Genomic DNA, 15,036 nt, shown 5'->3' on the forward strand with positions numbered 1-15,036 from the left:
GTTTCCAGGCGCGTGCTGCCGCGGCCTGCGCATGCGTGTTTGATGAAATCGACAAGAACCTATTGATTTCATGGACTTCAGCACGATCTTCTGATCGGCCCTACAATAGCGGCTAAAGCTTTTTGGAGAGTTCGCAATGAACGCTGTTACCGAATCCGCAGCAACGACGGCCGAAATGCCGGTTCCGTTCGTCTTCACCGACGCCGCAGCCGACAAGGTCAAGCAACTGATCGACGAAGAGGGCAATCCCGACCTGAAGCTGCGCGTGTTCGTGCAGGGCGGTGGCTGCTCCGGCTTCCAGTATGGCTTCACGTTCGACGAGGAAGTCAACGAGGACGACACCGTGATGAACAAGAACGGCGTCCAGCTCCTGATCGACTCGATGAGCTACCAGTACCTGGTCGGCGCCGAGATCGACTACAAGGACGACCTCAACGGCGCCCAGTTCGTGATCAAGAACCCGAACGCGACCACCACCTGCGGGTGCGGCTCGTCGTTCTCGGTCTGAGCGCACGACAGATTCACGCCGGTTCGCCGGAATGAAAAACGGGGCATCATGCCCCGTTTTTTTGTGCCCGTTTTCCACGCGGCGCTCGCCGCGCGGGCGGCATCGCGTCAGCGCGGATAGAGCGCGCCGAGCACGCGGTTGCCGGCCGCACCGGTGACCGTCGCGAGATTGCCGGGCTGGCGCGCGGTGAAACGGTACGCGAGCCACGCGAACGCGAGTGCCTCGACCTGCTGAGGCGGCACGCCGAGTGCCGCTGTCGTATCGACCGTGGCCGGCACGCCGGCCTCGCGCAGCGCGTGCCGGAGCGCATCGAGCAGCACCGGATTGCGTGCGCCGCCGCCGCATACGAACACGGCCTTGCAGCCCGCTGCATGCTGGGCGATCTCGCGCGCGACCGAAACGGCCGTGAGCGCGGTGAGGGTGGCCTGCACGTCCTGCGGCGCGACGTGTGAGAACGTGGCGAGCTTCGCGTCGAGCCAGGCGGGATTGAACAGGTCGCGCCCGGTGCTTTTCGGCGGCGGTGCGGCGAAATAGGGCTCGTCGAGCAGCGCGTCGAGCAGCGCTGCATGGACGGTGCCGCGCGCCGCGAACTTGCCGCCGTCGTCGTACGGCTTGCCGAGATGGCGGGTCGCCCATTCGTCGAGCAGCGCATTCGCGGGGCCGCAGTCGAAACCGCGGACGTCGCCGCCTTCGCCGGGCAGGATCGTGATGTTGCTGATTCCGCCGAGATTGCAGACGACGCGCGTCTCGCCCGCGGCGCCGAACACCGTGGCATGGAAGGCCGGCGCGAGCGGTGCCCCGTGGCCGCCTGCCGCGACGTCGCGGCTGCGGAAATCGGCGATCACGTCGACCTGGGTCAGCTCGGCGAGCAGTGCCGGGTTGTTGATCTGCCGCGTATAACCGCGCTCGGGGCGATGGCGCACGGTCTGGCCGTGCACGCCGATCGCGCGGATCTCGTCGCGCGACAGCCCGGCCGTGCGCTGCAATTCGTGGCAGCACACCGCATAGCGCGCGACCAGCGCGTTCGCGGCGAGCGATTCGCGGTCGATCTCGTCGTCGCCGGGCTGCTGCAGCGCGAACAGCACGTCGCGCAGCGATTGCGCGAAGCCGACGAACGCTTCCGCGAGCACGACCGGCGCCTTGCCGGCCTCGAAACGCACGGCGACACCATCGACGCCGTCCATGCTGGTTCCCGACATCAGCCCGAAGTAGATGCCGTCGGCCGGATGGGCGTTTTGCGGCTGTCGTTGCGGCACGTTGGGTTCTCCTGGATCGTGCGGCGCGGGCCGGTGCCGCGCGCCTTGCGCCCGATTATCCGCGCAACGCGGCGCGCCGTTAAGCGATGGGCGCGCAAGTTATGGGAAAATCCCTGTTTTTGCGACATTCTTCCTGGCACCGATGAGCACCGAACCCAGTTCCAAGCCTGTTTTCCCGATCACCGACGAAGTCCGGCATGCGCTCGCCGTCACGAAGCGCGGCGTCGACGAACTGCTGATCGAGGAAGAGTTCGCGCAGAAGCTCGCGCGCAGCGCGGCCACGGGCACGCCGCTTCGCATCAAGCTCGGCCTCGACCCGACCGCACCCGACATCCACATCGGCCACACCGTCGTGCTGAACAAGATGCGTCAGCTGCAGGACCTCGGCCACACGGTGATCTTCCTGATCGGCGATTTCACGTCGCTGATCGGCGATCCGTCGGGCCGCAACGCGACGCGCCCGCCGCTCACGCGCGAGCAGATCGAGTCGAACGCGAAGACCTATTTCGAGCAGGCCGCGCTCGTGCTCGATCGCGAGAAGACCGAGATCCGCTACAACAGCGAATGGTCGATGCCGCTCGGCGCGGACGGGATGATCAAGCTCGCATCGCGCTACACGGTTGCGCGGATCCTCGAGCGCGAGGATTTCACGAAGCGCTTCCAGGGCGGCGTGCCGATCTCGATCCACGAATTCCTGTACCCGCTGATGCAGGGCTACGATTCGGTCGCGCTGAACGCCGATCTCGAGCTGGGCGGCACCGACCAGAAGTTCAACCTGCTGGTCGGCCGCGAGCTGCAGAAGCAGTACGGCCAGGAACAGCAGTGCATTCTCACGATGCCGCTGCTCGAAGGGCTCGACGGCGTCGAGAAGATGTCGAAGTCGAAGGGCAACTACGTCGGCATCAGCGAGAAGCCGACCGACATGTTCGGCAAGCTGATGAGCATCTCGGACACGCTGATGTGGCGTTACTTCGAACTGCTGTCGTTCCGCGGCCTCGACGAGATCGCCGGCTTCAAGCGCGAGGCCGAAGGCGGCCGCAACCCGCGCGACTTCAAGGTGCTGCTCGCGCAGGAAATCGTCGCGCGGTTCCACTCGCAGGCCGACGCCGAACGTGCGCTCGAGGATTTCAACCACCGCGCGAAGGGCGGCGTGCCGGACGACATCCCGTCGGTCACGCTCGCGGGCGCACCGCTCGCGATCGGCCAGCTGCTGAAACAGGCGGGCCTCGTGCCGTCGACGAGCGAAGCGCTGCGCAATATCGAGCAGGGCGGGGTGAAGATCGATGGCGCGACCGTGTCGGACAAGGGCCTGAAGGTCGAAGCCGGCGAGTTCGTCGTCCAGGTCGGCAAGCGCCGCTTCGCGCGCGTCACGCTGACCGCATGATCGCGCTGATCCAGCGCGTGAAGCGCGCCGACGTGCGCGTCGGCGACCGCACGACGGGCGAGATCGGCGCGGGCCTGCTTGCGCTCGTCTGCGCGGAGCGCGGCGACACCGACGCAGCGGCCGACAAGCTGCTCGCGAAAATGCTCGGCTACCGCGTGTTCAGCGACGCCGCCGGCAAGATGAACCTGCCGGTGTCGAATATCGACGGCGAGGGCCGCGCAGGCGGCCTGCTGCTCGTGTCGCAGTTCACGCTGGCGGCCGATACCAACAGCGGGCTGCGTCCGAGCTTCACGCCGGCCGCGCCGCCCGACGAAGGCGCGCGGCTTTTCGACTATTTCGTCGCGGCCGCGCGTGCGCGCCATCCGGTCGTCGAGACGGGCGAGTTCGGCGCCGACATGCAGGTGTCGCTCGTCAACGACGGCCCCGTGACATTCTGGCTGCAAGTGCGGCCCTGATTCTTCCCCGGAGACGCCCCGCGATGGCCACCACGCAGATTCTTTTCATCCGCCATGGCGAGACGGCCTGGAATCGCATCAAGCGCATCCAGGGTCATATCGACATCCCGCTGGCCGACACGGGGCTCGCGCAGGCCCAAAAGCTGGCCGCGCGGCTCGCACGCGACGCGCGTGATGGTGCACGGATCGACGCGGTCTATTCGAGCGACCTGATGCGCGCGCAACAGACCGCGCAGCCCTTCGCCGATGCGCTCGGGTTGCCGCTGCTGCTGCGGGAAGGGCTGCGGGAACGCTCGTACGGCGCATTCCAGGGGCACGACAGTACCGAGATCGAGGCGTTGTTTCCGGACGCATACGCGGCGTGGCAGACGCGCGATCCGGGCTTCGCGCCGGAAGGCGGCGAGTCGCAGCGTGTGTTCTATCACCGCGTGCTGCACGCGCTCGAGCCGATCGTGGCCGCGCACCCGGGCGGCCGGATCGCGTGTGTCGCGCACGGCGGCGTGCTCGACAGCGTGTACCGGTTTGCGAACGGCATCGAACTGTCGGCGCCGCGCAGTTATCAGCTGCTCAACACGAGCATCAACGTCGTCGATTACGTGGATGGCCGTGCGCAGGTCGTGCAGTGGGCCGACGTGTCGCACCTCGACGCCGCAAGCGACGACGACGGGTACCGCAAGGTGCTCTGAACCGACAGGCGCCGTCCGGCATGGCCGGCCGGGGCTTCCTTCCCGCGTGGCGCTCGCCGCTTACTGCGGCAGTGCGTGGCGGGTCTTGTAGTCGAGCGCGTACGCGACCTTGCCGGGCTTGTCCGCCGCGATCGGCTGGCGCAGCTTGTCGAATTCCCCCTTGTTGTATTTCTTCCCGCCGTTGATCGCGTCCGCGCGCCCGAGGTCGGCGCCCGTCTTGCCGTCGATCACGGGGTCCGTGGCCGCGACCATGCGCGCCGACGCATTCCAGACTGCGTTCAGGTAGCCCGTGTCGGCCTTTGCCGGATCGGGATCGGTTGCGCCGGCGCGCGTCAGGTCGTAGCCGTCGAGCGAGAACGTGCCCGGTTGCGCGCGCAGCCAGTCGGCCCAGTAGAACTCGAGGTAGTCGGTGGCTTGTGCGGGCTTGCTGTAGGCGATGTCGCGCGTGAAATAGATGAGCGAGCGGTAGCGGTCGTTCGTCATCCCGAGTTTCAGGCCGAGCCCGGTCGGCAGTTGGGCGGTCGTGATCGGCTTGCCTTCACCATTCTTGAGGCGCAGATAACCGCGGCTCTGCATCTGCTGCCAGAACGCGTCGCCCGAGTAGTCGCTGAGGTTGTCCTTGACGACGACGTGCACGTGCAGCGCCGGGCCGCCGTCGGGCGTCTCGTAGTAGGTCGACAGGCCGTGGTGGCCGTCGGTCAGGTACAGCGCATCGCCGTTCGGGCCGATCACGACCGGGTTCAGCACCGACCGGTCGCGGGCGTTCGCGTCGGTCGTCTTGCACGCGTAGCTGGCGGGATCGCGCAGCACCGACCTGGCCGTGTAGCCCGCCGAAGCGATACCGCCGAGGCCTTCGTCCGCACAGAAGTCGTCGAATTTCTTGTCGGGCTGCAGTTCGTAGCGGCCGAGCTTGTAGTAGATCTGGTCGTAACCGATTGCACCCTGCGTCGGATGGAGGTCGCCGAGCGTCACGTCGATCAGGTCGCCCGCACGGGCGGCCTTCCACTTGCCCGGTTGCGGCGTGACGGTAGCGGGCGGCGCCGGGGCAGGCGCAGTCGGGGTGCCGCCGGACGGCGTTTGCGCGTCCGAACGCGCGACGGCGGCGACATCGTCGCCTCCACAGGCGCCGAGGGCGAGGACGGTGGACAGGCTGGCGGCGAGGGCGAAACGGATCGGCAGGCGTGGCATCGCGGGCATCGGGTGTCGGTCGGATTGGCGGGAGCACCGCGCGGGTCACGGACAGGCGGGACGGACGGCGCGTGCGACCGTGCGCGGGTGCAAGCCCGTCAGCTTGTCACAGGTATTTGACAGCAAATTGAAATGGCGGAAAGAAGCGGATCGTCAGGCGGGCGGGGTGCCGTCGGGCGGTGCTGCGGCCGCGCGGCGGCGCGCACGTTTTGACGCGCCGTTCACGAGCGCCCAGCGCAGCACGGGCGCGACGACCCGTATGCCGGGCCGGACCACCGCGCGCCGCAGCGGCGCGAACGTCGACACGCCGAGCATGCGCTGCGCCCACGGCGGCAGCAGGTCGATTCCGGCATGCATCACCAGCGATGCGGCCGGCCGCAGCGCAGGCTTCGCGACCGGCACGTTCAGCAGGATGGACATCACGTCGAACGTACGCGGCCCGGCCTCGAGTTCGGGCTGCATGCGCGCGAGATACGCGGCCACCTCGGCACGCGAACGGGGAACCTCGTGTGCACCGAGCAGTTCGGCGACCAGTGCGGTCTCGGCGTAGTAGCGATCCTGCAATTCGCCCGGCAGCGCCGGATTCACGTAGCGCAGATGCGCGGCGAGGAAACTCGATACTTCCGCGACGTGCACCCAGGTCAGCAACGCCGGATCGTCGGCGCGATACGGCCGGCCGTCCGGTGCGGTGCCCGATATGTGCGCGTGGATCGATTTCACGCGCTCGATCAGTGCGAGTGCGTCCGCGCGACTGCCGAAGGTCGTACCGGTGATGAACGTGGCGGTGCGCCGCAAGCGACCCAGGATGTCGGTGCGAAACGACGAGTGATCCCAGACGCCCGCGAGGGCGAGCGGATGGAGCGCCTGCAGCAGCAGTGCGGCGATGCCGCCTGTCATCATCGACGTGAAGTCGGCATGCACGCGCCAGCAGACGGCGTCGGGGCCGAACAGCCCCGGGTCTCCGGGCGGAGAGGAGAGGTCGAGCGACGGGCCGCCGCCGCCCGCCGTCAGGTGCGTGACGCCGGCCACGAGCCGCTTGCGGATCGGCTCGGCCCAGCGCGGGCCCGGTGCGGGTGCGGCGGGGTGGCGGCTGGGCGGCGTCGTCATGGCGGGTGCGGCTCGGGCGACGGGTTACTTCCCGTCGGGGGTATCCCACTCGCCGCGTTCGGTGCGGCCGGCGTCGGGCACGGAAAGCCCGAAGTGGCGATACGTGAGCAGCGTCGCGACGCGCCCGCGCGGCGTGCGCTGCAGGAAGCCCTGCTGGATCAGGTAGGGCTCGAGTACGTCCTCGATCGTGTCGCGCTCTTCGCCGATCGCCGCCGCGAGGTTGTCGATACCGACCGGGCCGCCGTCGAACTTGTACAGGATCGCCTCGAGCAGCTTGCGGTCCATCAGGTCGAAGCCGACCGGATCGACGTCGAGCATCGCGAGCGCGGCATCGGCGACGGCCGCGGTGATCTGGCCGTCGGCCTTCACTTCCGCGAAGTCGCGCACGCGGCGCAGCAGCCGGTTCGCAATCCGCGGCGTGCCGCGCGAGCGCTTCGCGATTTCCAGCGCACCGTTCGGATCGATCTGCGCGTTCAGCAGCGATGCCGAGCGCCGCACGATGCGCGACAGTTGATCGGCGTCGTAGAACTCGAGGCGCGCGACGATCCCGAAACGGTCGCGCAGCGGGTTGGTCAGCATCCCGGCGCGGGTGGTGGCGCCGACCAGCGTGAACGGCTGCAGGTCGAGCTTCACGCTGCGCGCGGCCGGGCCTTCGCCAATCATGATGTCGATCTGGTAATCCTCGAGTGCCGGATACAGGATTTCCTCGACGACCGGCGACAGCCGGTGGATTTCGTCGATGAACAGCACGTCGTTCGCCTCGAGGTTCGTCAGCAGCGCGGCGAGATCGCCCGCGCGCTCGAGCACGGGGCCGGACGTCTGGCGCAGGTTCACGCCCATCTCCCGCGCGATGATGTGCGCGAGCGTCGTCTTGCCGAGGCCCGGCGGCCCGAACAGCAGCACGTGGTCGAGCGGCTCGGAGCGGCGCTTGGCGGCTTCGATGAAGATCTCGAGCTGGCCGCGCACCTTTTCCTGGCCGACGTAGTCGTCGAGCTGGCGCGGCCGCAGCGCACGTTCGAACACCTCCTCGTGCGACGAGGCGGGCGTGGCGGCGATGATCCGCTGCTCGGTGGCGAGTTTGTCGGTTTCAATCATGCGGCCATTGTACCGCGCGCCGCACTCGGGCCCACCTGGCCGAACGGCCGACTGGCGCGCAATGCCGCGCCGCGCGACACTGGTTTCGACGGCCGGATTGAACGCGCGTTACGCCTTCGACAGCGCCTTCAGTGCGAGCTTGATGCCTTCGGATACACCGGTGCCGGCCGGCACGTTCTTGATCGCGGCCAGGCCTTCCTTTTCGGAATAGCCGAGCGCAAGCAGCGCGTTGAGGATGTCGGTTGCGTGGTCGGACGGCGACGCGGCGCCGGCGAGCGCGCCGAGATCGGCGCCGAGCTTGCCCTTCAGTTCGAGCAGCAGGCGTTCGGCCGTCTTCTTGCCGATGCCGGGCAGGCGCGTGAGGCGTGCGGCGTCCTGCATCGTCACGGCCTGCGCGAGTTCCTGCACGCTCATGCCGGACAGCACGGCGAGCGCCATGCGCGCGCCGATGCCGGTGATCTTCAGCAGTTCGCGGAAGGTCGTGCGCTCTTGAGGCGTCAGGAAGCCGTACAGCAGGTGCGCGTCCTCTCGGACGATCTGCTGCGTGAGCAGCACGACGCGCTCGCCCGTTTGCGGCAGGTTGTAGAAGGTGCTCATCGGCACGTCGACTTCGTAGCCGACGCCGTTGCAGTCGACGAGCAGGTGAGGCGGGTTCTTTTCGAGCAGGATGCCGGCGATGCGACCGATCATGGAGGGCGGGATGCGAGGAATAAAGCGCGAGTGTAGCGCACGTGCGGCGCAATGCCGACGGGATCGGCCGTCAGGCCGGGGCAACGGGTGTCGTGGGTGTGCCGCGTGCGGTCGAAATGGTCGACACGGTCGATCCGGCAGACCGCACGCTGGCACGCGCGATGTCAGCCGACCAGCCGCCCGCGCCGTACGCGCAGCCCTTTCTTCGCGAGCGCCGGCGCGAGGCCGCCGAGGGTGTTGAGCGTGTCGCCGCCGTGCGCGTGGCAGATCGCCATGCCGAGCGCGTCGGCCGCGTCGGAGCCCGGCTGTCCGGAGAGATTGAGCAGCCGCGTGACCATCTCCTGCATCTGCGTCTTGGTCGCGCGGCCGTAGCCGACCACGGCCTGCTTGAGCTGCAGCGCCGTGTATTCGGCGACGGGCAGGCCGCCCGCGACGAGGCCGCAGATCGCGGCGCCGCGCGCCTGGCCGAGCAGCAGCGTCGACTGCGGGTTCACGTTGACGAACACCTTTTCGATCGCGGCCTGGTCGGGTGCGTGCTCGCGCACGATGGTCGAGACGCCCTGGAAGATCGTGCCGAGCCGGGTGGCCAGGTCGGCGGTCGGCGTGCGGATCACGCCGCTCGCGACATAGGCGAGCCGGTGGCCGCTGACGTCGATGATGCCGAAACCGGTGACGCGCAGGCCGGGGTCGATGCCGAGAATTCGCATGAGTGAGGAGAAAAACCTGATGCAGCGATACTACAACGAATGGTGCGCGGCGCCGGCCGCACGGTTGCGTGCGCCGGCGCAACGCAATAAAAAACCCGGCGGGTGCAATGCCGCCGGGTTGTCGTGCAGCGGCCGCGCGGGCCGCATGCCGCGATCAGTGACGGAAGTGACGCACGCCCGTCAGGATCATCGCGATGCCGTGCTCGTCGGCTGCGGCGATCACTTCGTCGTCGCGCATCGAGCCGCCCGGCTGGATCACGCAGGTCGCGCCGGCCGCCACGACGACGTCGAGGCCGTCGCGGAACGGGAAGAACGCATCCGACGCGACGGCCGAACCGGCCAGCGTCAGGCCCGCGTTCTGCGCCTTGATGCTCGCGATGCGCGCGGAATCGACGCGGCTCATCTGGCCGGCGCCGACGCCGAGCGTCATGCCGTTGCCGCAGAACACGATCGCGTTCGACTTCACGTACTTCGCGACGCGCCATGCGAACAGCAGGTCGTCCATTTCCTTCGCGGTCGGCTGGCGCTTCGTGACGACGCGCAGTTCGCTCGGCTGAACGTTCTTCGAATCGAGCGACTGCACGAGCAGGCCGCCGCCCACGCGCTTCAGGTCGAATGCGTTATGGCCGTCGCCCAGCGCGATCTCGAGCAGGCGCACGTTCTGCTTCGCGGCGAACACCTGCTTCGCGGCATCGGAGAACGACGGGGCGATCAGCACTTCGACGAACTGCTTCGCGACGGCCTGGGCAGCCGCTTCGTCCACTTCACGGTTGAACGCGATGATGCCGCCGAATGCGGAAGTCGGATCCGTCTGGAACGCCTTCGCGTACGCGTCGGCCGAATCGTTGCCCACTGCCACGCCGCACGGGTTCGCATGCTTGATGATCACGCAGGCCGGTGCGTCGAACGTCTTCACGCATTCCCACGCCGCGTCCGAATCCGCGATGTTGTTGTACGACAGTTCCTTGCCCTGCAGCTGGCGGTAGTTCGCCAGCGCGCCGGCCGGCGTCGCGAGGTCGCGGTAGAACGCCGCGCTCTGGTGCGGGTTCTCGCCGTAGCGCAGGTCCTGCACCTTGTCGAACGCCAGGTTCAGCGTGGCCGGGTACGTGCTGCGCGACGCGTGCTTCAGCTCGTCGGTCAGGCTCGTCAGGTAGTTCGTGATCGCGCCGTCGTATTGCGCGGTGTGCGCGAACACCTTCGTCGCGAGGCGGAAGTTGGTCGCGTAGCCCACCGCGTTGCCGTTCGCCTTCATTTCGTCGAGCACGACCGCGTAGTCGGCCGGATCGACGACGACCGTCACGTCGCGGTGGTTCTTCGCGGCCGAGCGCAGCATCGTCGGGCCGCCGATGTCGATGTTCTCGATCGCGTCGGCGAGCGTGCAGTCGTCCTTCGCGATCGTCGCGACGAACGGATACAGGTTCACGACGAGCAGGTCGATCGTCGGGATGCCGTGCTGTTCCAGCGCCTGCATGTGCTCGGGCAGGTCGCGGCGGGCCAGGATGCCGCCGTGCACCTTCGGGTGGAGCGTCTTCACGCGCCCATCGAGCATCTCCGGGAAGCCCGTGTAATCGGCCACTTCGGTCACGGGCAGGCCGGCGTCGGCGAGGAGTTTCGCGGTGCCGCCCGTCGACAGCAGCTTGACGCCGAGGTCGGACAGCGACTTCGCGAAGTCGACAATGCCGGTCTTGTCGGAAACGGAAATGAGCGCTTGCTTGATCATGATGGAACCACCAATAGCCAGGGAAACGGGGACGGGACGGCTGCCTACAGCAGGCCGTGCTGCTGCAGCTTCTTGCGCAGCGTATTGCGATTGATGCCGAGGTACTCCGCGGCGAGCGACTGGTTGCCGCCTGCCTGTACGAGCACGACCTCGAGCATCGGCTTTTCGACGCAGGACATCACCATTTCATAGACGTCGTGCGGATTGGAGCCGTCTAGATCCCGGAAATACACGTCCAGGCTCTCGCGGACACATTGTTCGATGTTGTGCTTGCTCATGCTGCTAACTGGTTATGGTCGTCCGACTCGCCCTGGCCGTTTTCCTCTTCGTCGTCGACGTAGACGAGGTGGTCCGACAGCGCTTTTTGCGCCTCGAAGAATGCATTGACGGCGGCGAGCTGCTCGCGGGTGGAATCGAGCGTGTTCATCCTGTGCCGGAACCCGTTGGCACCGGAAAGGCCGCGAGTGTACCAGCCGATGTGCTTGCGCGCAGTACGGACTCCCGTGAATTCACCATAGAACGCGTAGTGGTCTTCCAGGTGTTCGTTCATCACGTGCTGGATCTCGTCGATCCGCGGCGGGGGCAGCAGCTCGCCGGTTTGCAGGAAATGATCGATTTCGCGGAACAACCATGGCCGACCTTGCGCGGCGCGACCGATCATCAGGGCATCGGCGCCGGTCGCGTCGAGCACGGCCTTCGCCTTCGCGGGCGACGTGATGTCGCCGTTCGCGACCACCGGAATCCGCACCGCCGCCTTCACGGCCGCGATGGTGTCGTACTCGGCGTCGCCGCGGTACAGGTCGGCGCGCGTGCGGCCGTGCACGGTGAGCATCGAAATGCCGGCGGCTTCGGCCAGGCGCGCGACCGTGATCGCGTTCTTGTGCTCGCGATCCCAGCCGGTGCGGATCTTCAGCGTGACGGGCACCGCATCGGGCCCCGTGCCGACCGCCGCGACGACCGCCTCGACGATGCGCTGCACGAGCGGCTCGTTCTGCAGCAGCGCGGAGCCGGCCGCGACGTTGCAGACCTTTTTCGCCGGGCAGCCCATGTTGATGTCGATGATCTGCGCGCCGTTGTCGACGTTGTAGCGGGCCGCTTCGGCCATCATCGCCGGATCGGCGCCCGCGATCTGGACCGCGATCGGCTCCACCTCGCCTTCGTGGTTCGCGCGCCGCATCGTCTTCGCGCTTTTCCACAGCTGCGCGTTGGACGCGACCATCTCGGACACGGCGTAACCGGCCCCCATCCGCTTGCAGAGCTGGCGGAACGGACGATCCGTCACGCCGGCCATCGGGGCGACGAACAGGTTGTTACGCAATACGTGAGAGCCGATAACGGGCATCGCAATGGCACCGCCCGCGGCGGGCGCGGGCATGGAAAGGGCAGACGGAAACGCGCATTTTACCGTATTCCCATGCCCCGCCGATTTGACCCGGTTTGAGTGGCGCGACTGTGCGCGCCGGGTGTCAGTTGCGCTGGCCGAACATCATCTGGCGCGCGATCACCTTCTTGAGCGGCGGCACGAACTCGAGCGCGGTGAGCGCGGCACCACGCAGCAGCGGGAGCGGGCCCGAGTCGATCGTGAACAGGCGTGCCAGCGTGTCGGTCGCGCCGATCGTGAAGCGCCGGTCGAGTGCGCGGCGCGCGTTGAAGGTGGCGAGTGCGGTCGCTTCGAAGCCTTGCGTGGACAGCGTGTCCACGAGCGTATGCGCATCGCGCAGCCCGAGGTTGAGCCCCTGGCCCGCGACGGGGTGCAGGGTTTGCGCGGCATTGCCGACGATCGCGACGCGCCCGTTGACGAGCGTCTGCGCGGCGTTCAGGCCGAGCGGGAAAGATGCGCGGCCCGCGATCGCGACGAAGTCGCCCATGCGCTCGCCGAACGCGCTGCCGAGCTCGCGCAGGAACGCGTCGTCGGGCAGCGCGGCGCGGCGCGCCGCTTCGTCGGGCGAGCAGCACCACACGAGCGAATACTCGGCCTGGCGCGGGCCACCGAGCGGCAGCAGCGCGAGCGGGCCTTCGTGCGTGAAGCGTTCCCACGCGACGTTCGGGCGCGGCGCCGATACCGTGACCGTGCCGACGATCGCGGTCTGGCCGTAGTCGCGGCGATGCTTGCCGGTATCGGCCCGCTGTTCGTGGAACAGCCCGCCTTCGGCATTGATGACGATGCGTGCGCGCAGCGTGCGCTCGCCTTGTGGGCCATCGAGCGTCAGCGTGACGCCGTCGGCATCCTGCTGCGGCGCGCGCGCGGTGGTCGACGTGAGCCAGTCGACGCGGGTGCCGCGCACGGCGCCCGCGAGCGCCTGCACGAGCGAGCCGAAGCGCACGACATAACCGAGCGCCGCGAGGTCGTGTTCGTCGCGGTCGATCAGCGTGCGGCCGAAATGGCCGCGCTGCGATACGTGGATGTGCTCGATCGGCGTCGCGTCGGCGGGCCACGCGAGCGTGTCGAGCAGCACGCGGCTGCCGTGCGACACGGCGATCGCGCGCGGATCGTTTGCGCTCGCGGCCGGTTCACGCGCATCGATCAGCGCGATCGATGCGTGCTGCGTGGCGCTGCGGCGCGCGAGCCAGCCGGCGAGCGCGAGCCCGACGGGGCCCGCGCCGACGATGGCGAGGTCGTAGTCCGGCGTGGCCGGGGAGGAGGCGGTCGTCATCTTGATTCGTGAAACGGAGGTAACGGTCGGCGGCAGCCGGTCATGCGAGTGCGCGCATCAGCGCTTCGATCTCGTCCGCCGCGACGGGCACGCCGCGCGTGATCAGCTCGCAGCCCTGCTCGCGCACGATCGCGTCGTCCTCGATGCGGATGCCGATGTTCCAGTACTCGGGCGGCACGTCGTCGGCGGCGCGCACATACAGGCCGGGTTCGACCGTCAGCGTCATGCCGGCCTTCAGCGTGCGCCATGGCAGCGCGCCGTTGCCGTCGCGCTCGGCGAGCCGCTCGCGGTAGTCGCCGCAATCGTGCACGTCCATGCCGATCCAGTGGCCGGTGCGGTGCATGTAGAAGCGCGTGTACGCACGCTCGGCGATCACGTCGTCGACGTTCGAGAAGCGCGTTTTCGGGATGATGCCGGTGTCGAGCAGCCCCTGCGCGAGCACGCGCACGGCGGCGTCGTGCGGTGCTTCGAACGGCACGCCGGCGCGCGTCGCGTCGATCGCGGCCTGCTGGGCGGCGAGCACGATGTCGTACAGCGTGCGTTGCGCGGGCGAGAAGCGCCCGTTGGCCGGAAATGTGCGCGTGATGTCCGACGCGTAGCCGTCGAGTTCGCACGCGGCGTCGATCAGGATCAGGTCGCCGTCCTTCGCGGTTGCGTTGCCGGCCGGGTAGTGCAGCACGCACGCGTTCGCGCCGGCCGCGACGATCGAACCGTACGCGGGCGACTGCGCGCCGTGCTTGCGGAACACATACAGCAGCTCCGCTTCGAGTTCGTATTCGCGGATGCCGGGGCGGCATGCCTGCATCGCGCGGCGGTGCGCGAGCGCGGAGATGTGCGCGGCGCGCATCATGATCGCGAGTTCGTGCTCGTCCTTCACGAGCCGCATGTCGTCGAGGAGCGGCGTGAGGTCGAGCATCGCGTCCGGTGCGGCGACGCCCGTGCGCGCCAGCGCGCGTACCGCGTCGATCCAGCCCGCGAGCCGGCGGTCGAAGTCGGCCGATGCGCCGAACCGGTAGTGCACGGTGCCGGAGTCGGCGAGCAGGCGCGGCATCTCCGTATCGATCACGTCGACCGCGAACGCCGCGTCGAAGCCGAACGCATCGCGCGCGGCTTCGGGCCCGTAATGGAAGCCTTCCCAGATCTCGCGGTCGGCATTCTTGCCGCGGCAGAACAGGATCGACTCCGGCGCGCCGTGCGGCGCGGCCGCGTTCAGCACGAGCACCGCATCCGGCTCGGTGAAGCCCGTCAGGTAATGGAAGTAGCTGTCGTACCGGTACGGGTAGGCCGTATCGCGGTTGCGCAGCAGTTCCGGCGCGGTGGGGACGATGGCGACGCCGCCGCCGGCGGCACGCAGTGCGGCAAGCACGCGTTCACGGCGCTGGCGGTAGACGTCGACGGCGATGGCGGTATCGAGGGGCGCGTTCATTCGTGCGATTGTAGCGCCGCGTGACGCCGCGCGTGAGAGAGGGGGCGGGAAGCCGCGCCGGGCGGCCCGCGTGACGGTTGTTGCAAACCATCCACAGGCCGGTCGGGCGATTTTCTGTCGCGCGACGCCGGCCGGTTATGATCGGCGACAACGTATACTC

General features: G+C 68.2%; 15 protein-coding genes. 4 read left to right on the forward strand and 11 right to left on the reverse strand.

Translation table 11 applies throughout. From position 1 onward, the window contains the following. Positions 1–136 precede the first annotated feature (136 nt). Positions 137–508 carry an iron-sulfur cluster insertion protein ErpA gene (gene erpA / locus PQB87_RS03585; RefSeq protein ID WP_006751888.1) on the forward strand — a complete coding sequence of 124 codons (372 nt, stop codon included), beginning with the start codon at positions 137–139 and terminating at the stop codon, positions 506–508. A gap of 107 nt (positions 509–615) precedes the next feature. Here erpA and PQB87_RS03590 read toward each other — a convergent pair whose 3' ends face one another. After that, positions 616–1,764, reverse strand: coding sequence for an anhydro-N-acetylmuramic acid kinase (locus tag PQB87_RS03590; protein ID WP_060065912.1), 1,149 nt, complete (start codon positions 1,762–1,764; stop codon positions 616–618). Positions 1,765–1,906: 142 nt separating this feature from the next. Between PQB87_RS03590 and tyrS the strand changes: the two genes are divergently transcribed. Genes tyrS through PQB87_RS03605 form a run of 3 tightly spaced genes read left to right on the forward strand, consistent with a single transcriptional unit; the run spans position 1,907 to position 4,289 of the window. Then, complete coding sequence (gene tyrS / locus PQB87_RS03595) at positions 1,907–3,148, forward strand: tyrosine--tRNA ligase (protein WP_059685236.1); 1,242 nt, start codon at positions 1,907–1,909, stop codon at positions 3,146–3,148. Then, positions 3,145–3,603: a D-aminoacyl-tRNA deacylase gene (gene dtd, locus PQB87_RS03600; RefSeq protein WP_011350959.1), complete on the forward strand. Its 459-nt coding sequence runs from the start codon at positions 3,145–3,147 to the stop codon at positions 3,601–3,603. Before tyrS ends, dtd begins: the two co-directional genes overlap by 4 nt. A 23-nt stretch (positions 3,604–3,626) precedes the next feature. After that, positions 3,627–4,289 (forward strand): histidine phosphatase family protein, encoded by a 663-nt coding sequence (locus tag PQB87_RS03605; RefSeq protein WP_060065915.1) that lies wholly within the window; start codon positions 3,627–3,629, stop codon positions 4,287–4,289. Positions 4,290–4,349: 60 nt separating this feature from the next. Here the strand turns inward: PQB87_RS03605 and PQB87_RS03610 are convergent, their stop codons facing one another. The 10 genes from PQB87_RS03610 to PQB87_RS03655 form a co-directional block, all read right to left on the reverse strand. Next, positions 4,350–5,477 (reverse strand): ParB/Srx family N-terminal domain-containing protein, encoded by a 1,128-nt coding sequence (locus PQB87_RS03610; protein WP_489242829.1) that lies wholly within the window; start codon positions 5,475–5,477, stop codon positions 4,350–4,352. Positions 5,478–5,630: 153 nt separating this feature from the next. After that, positions 5,631–6,584, reverse strand: a complete 954-nt coding sequence (locus tag PQB87_RS03615; RefSeq protein ID WP_059685234.1) for an oxygenase MpaB family protein — start codon at positions 6,582–6,584, stop codon at positions 5,631–5,633. Positions 6,585–6,608: 24 nt separating this feature from the next. Further along, positions 6,609–7,679 carry a Holliday junction branch migration DNA helicase RuvB gene (ruvB, locus tag PQB87_RS03620; protein ID WP_021162489.1) on the reverse strand — a complete coding sequence of 357 codons (1,071 nt, stop codon included), beginning with the start codon at positions 7,677–7,679 and terminating at the stop codon, positions 6,609–6,611. A gap of 108 nt (positions 7,680–7,787) precedes the next feature. Continuing rightward, complete coding sequence (gene ruvA, locus PQB87_RS03625) at positions 7,788–8,369, reverse strand: Holliday junction branch migration protein RuvA (protein WP_113047452.1); 582 nt, start codon at positions 8,367–8,369, stop codon at positions 7,788–7,790. Positions 8,370–8,533: 164 nt separating this feature from the next. Next, a complete protein-coding gene (gene ruvC, locus PQB87_RS03630) occupies positions 8,534–9,076 on the reverse strand; it encodes a crossover junction endodeoxyribonuclease RuvC (RefSeq protein ID WP_027788361.1) in 543 nt (180 codons plus the stop codon). Between the two features lie 154 nt (positions 9,077–9,230). After that, a complete protein-coding gene (gene purH / locus PQB87_RS03635) occupies positions 9,231–10,796 on the reverse strand; it encodes a bifunctional phosphoribosylaminoimidazolecarboxamide formyltransferase/IMP cyclohydrolase (protein ID WP_021162493.1) in 1,566 nt (521 codons plus the stop codon). A gap of 44 nt (positions 10,797–10,840) precedes the next feature. Further along, positions 10,841–11,074, reverse strand: coding sequence for a Fis family transcriptional regulator (locus PQB87_RS03640; protein WP_006476892.1), 234 nt, complete (start codon positions 11,072–11,074; stop codon positions 10,841–10,843). Beyond that, positions 11,071–12,138, reverse strand: a complete 1,068-nt coding sequence (gene dusB / locus PQB87_RS03645) for a tRNA dihydrouridine synthase DusB (RefSeq protein WP_042977079.1) — start codon at positions 12,136–12,138, stop codon at positions 11,071–11,073. Before dusB ends, PQB87_RS03640 begins: the two co-directional genes overlap by 4 nt. 124 nt (positions 12,139–12,262) lie before the next feature. Further along, a complete protein-coding gene (locus tag PQB87_RS03650) occupies positions 12,263–13,450 on the reverse strand; it encodes a UbiH/UbiF/VisC/COQ6 family ubiquinone biosynthesis hydroxylase (protein ID WP_489242566.1) in 1,188 nt (395 codons plus the stop codon). A gap of 40 nt (positions 13,451–13,490) precedes the next feature. After that, positions 13,491–14,876, reverse strand: a complete 1,386-nt coding sequence (locus PQB87_RS03655; RefSeq protein WP_027788358.1) for an aminopeptidase P N-terminal domain-containing protein — start codon at positions 14,874–14,876, stop codon at positions 13,491–13,493. Between the last annotated feature and the right edge of the window lie 160 nt (positions 14,877–15,036).

The sequence above is a fragment of the Burkholderia sp. KL41 genome, assembly GCF_057005415.2.